Genomic DNA, 1,834 nt, shown 5'->3' with positions numbered 1-1,834 from the left:
AATATCAGCGGGAATTACCCTGCCAAACATGTTCTGAAAATCCTTCAGGAGTCTGGGCTCATATTCAATCGTAGTGAGCCCTGCCGTGGAACCAGATACAAATAAGGTAACCGTACCATTGCTCACGACTGACCTCTCCACCTCTTTGCCCACTTCCGAAGTTATGTCAATTATGTCGCAATTCCCTTTGGTATGAAAGGTAAGATTCTTAGTAATTACAGTCATATCTTTATCCCCTCCCATATGATATCGCACAAATCAAACACTGGACCATCAGCACACACTCGCTTCTGGCCCTTCCTAGTCGGTACACTACACCCATAGCAAGCACCAATTCCACACCCCATCCTCACTTCCAGGGATACCTGACAATGATCTACCTTAAATTTGTTTGACCCACCCTCTCCAACAACTATACCAGTCATGGCTTTATACATCTCCAGAGGCCCACAAGCATAGAGCTGATCAGCCCCGTCAAGGAATTCAGATACAACTTCACTTATAACACCAGCTCTCCCTATGCTGCCATCCTCTGTAACAGGAACAAACTCTACTTTTTCAGGTAATGGCTGAAGATACAATTGCCGGGACATTTTTACTCCATGTACCAATACCACCCTGTGCTGAGGCAGGGCTTGCTCAGCCAGAAAGATTAGTGGAGCAATACCAATACCTCCCGCCAATAATAATAGATTTCTGGCAGTAGAATTGATGTCAAATCCCCTCCCCAAAGGACCCAAAACATCTACGGCATCCCCCCTACGAAGTCTCGATAACCAATGAGAGCCTTTCCCCACCACGTCAAATAGAAATGCAATCTGGTTTCCCGCTACGCGGTGTATGCTAAGAGGACGTCGCAACACCAAATCATCGCATCTCACCATAACAAATTGCCCCGGATGAGCTACCCGGGCAATATCCGGATCCTCAATCCACATGAGATGCGCACCAGACATCATCTCCGTATTAGATATCACAGTGGTAAGGGTTCTCTCTATATGCTGCACTTTTGCTAACGTAAATATTCCCTGAGAGGCTTAACGCTGAACTTGCCACCACTCCCTGATATTGCACTCACAACCACACGGGCAGTGTCCAAAGAAGTGAAGCAAGGTATTTGCCCTTCCGCAGCAGCACGACGAATATCAAATCCATCTTTTAAAGGAATGCGCCCTCCAGTGACAGTATTAATTACACCGTCAACTGAGCCCTCATAGATGACATCGACAACATTAGGATGGCCTTCATGTAACTTCTTGGTTACCATCTCGACAGGAAATCCCATGGATTTAATCATGACTGCAGTGCCTTCAGTAGCATAAAACCCGTATTGAAGGGAATATAACTCCTTGATCAGGGAAATAGATTCATCCTTATCCCTATCAGCAATGCTGAGAAGTAAATTACCTTTTGAGGGTAACATCAAGCCTGCTGCCAAGAGGGCTTTGGTTAAGGCAGCCTCAAAATTACGATCGACTCCCATGACCTCCCCTGTGGACTTCATTTCAGGTCCCAAATAATTATCTACCCCTGTCAATTTGGACATCGAAAAAACAGGAGCTTTTATACCCACTAGCCCTCGCCTTTTCCATAACCCTCCACTATACCCTTGTTCCTGTAATGTCATGCCAGTCATAATCTTCGTGGCGATATTAACAACAGGCAAGCCAGTCACCTTGGAGATAAAGGGGACAGTTCGGCTTGCGCGAGGATTTACCTCGAGCACATATATCGATGATAAGCCACTCTTCGACAAAATAACCAACTGAATGTTCAATAATCCTCTAGCCCCAAGAGCCAAACCAATTCTGGTGGTATAATCGACAATGGTATT

At 45.6% G+C, this 1,834-nt stretch carries 3 protein-coding genes; all 3 read right to left on the bottom strand.

Features of this window, described 5'->3' with window-relative positions; genetic code table 11:
* Positions 1 to 225, bottom strand: a 225-nt coding sequence (locus U9Q18_03275) for a YjbQ family protein (protein MEA3313378.1), incomplete at its 3' end; no start/stop codon positions are given.
* Complete coding sequence (locus tag U9Q18_03270) at positions 222 to 977, bottom strand: dihydroorotate dehydrogenase electron transfer subunit (GenBank protein ID MEA3313377.1); 756 nt, start codon at positions 975 to 977, stop codon at positions 222 to 224. The genes U9Q18_03270 and U9Q18_03275, both read right to left, overlap by 4 nt.
* Before the next feature lie 35 nt (positions 978 to 1,012).
* Positions 1,013 to 1,834: carbamoyl phosphate synthase large subunit (locus U9Q18_03265; protein ID MEA3313376.1), on the bottom strand; the 822-nt coding region annotated here is incomplete at its 5' end.

Source organism: Caldisericota bacterium, from assembly GCA_034717215.1.
Classification (GTDB): Bacteria; Caldisericota; Caldisericia; order Caldisericales; family Caldisericaceae; genus UBA646.
The sequence above is the reverse complement of the archived record's forward strand: the minus strand, read 5'-3'. Positions and strand labels throughout refer to the sequence as shown.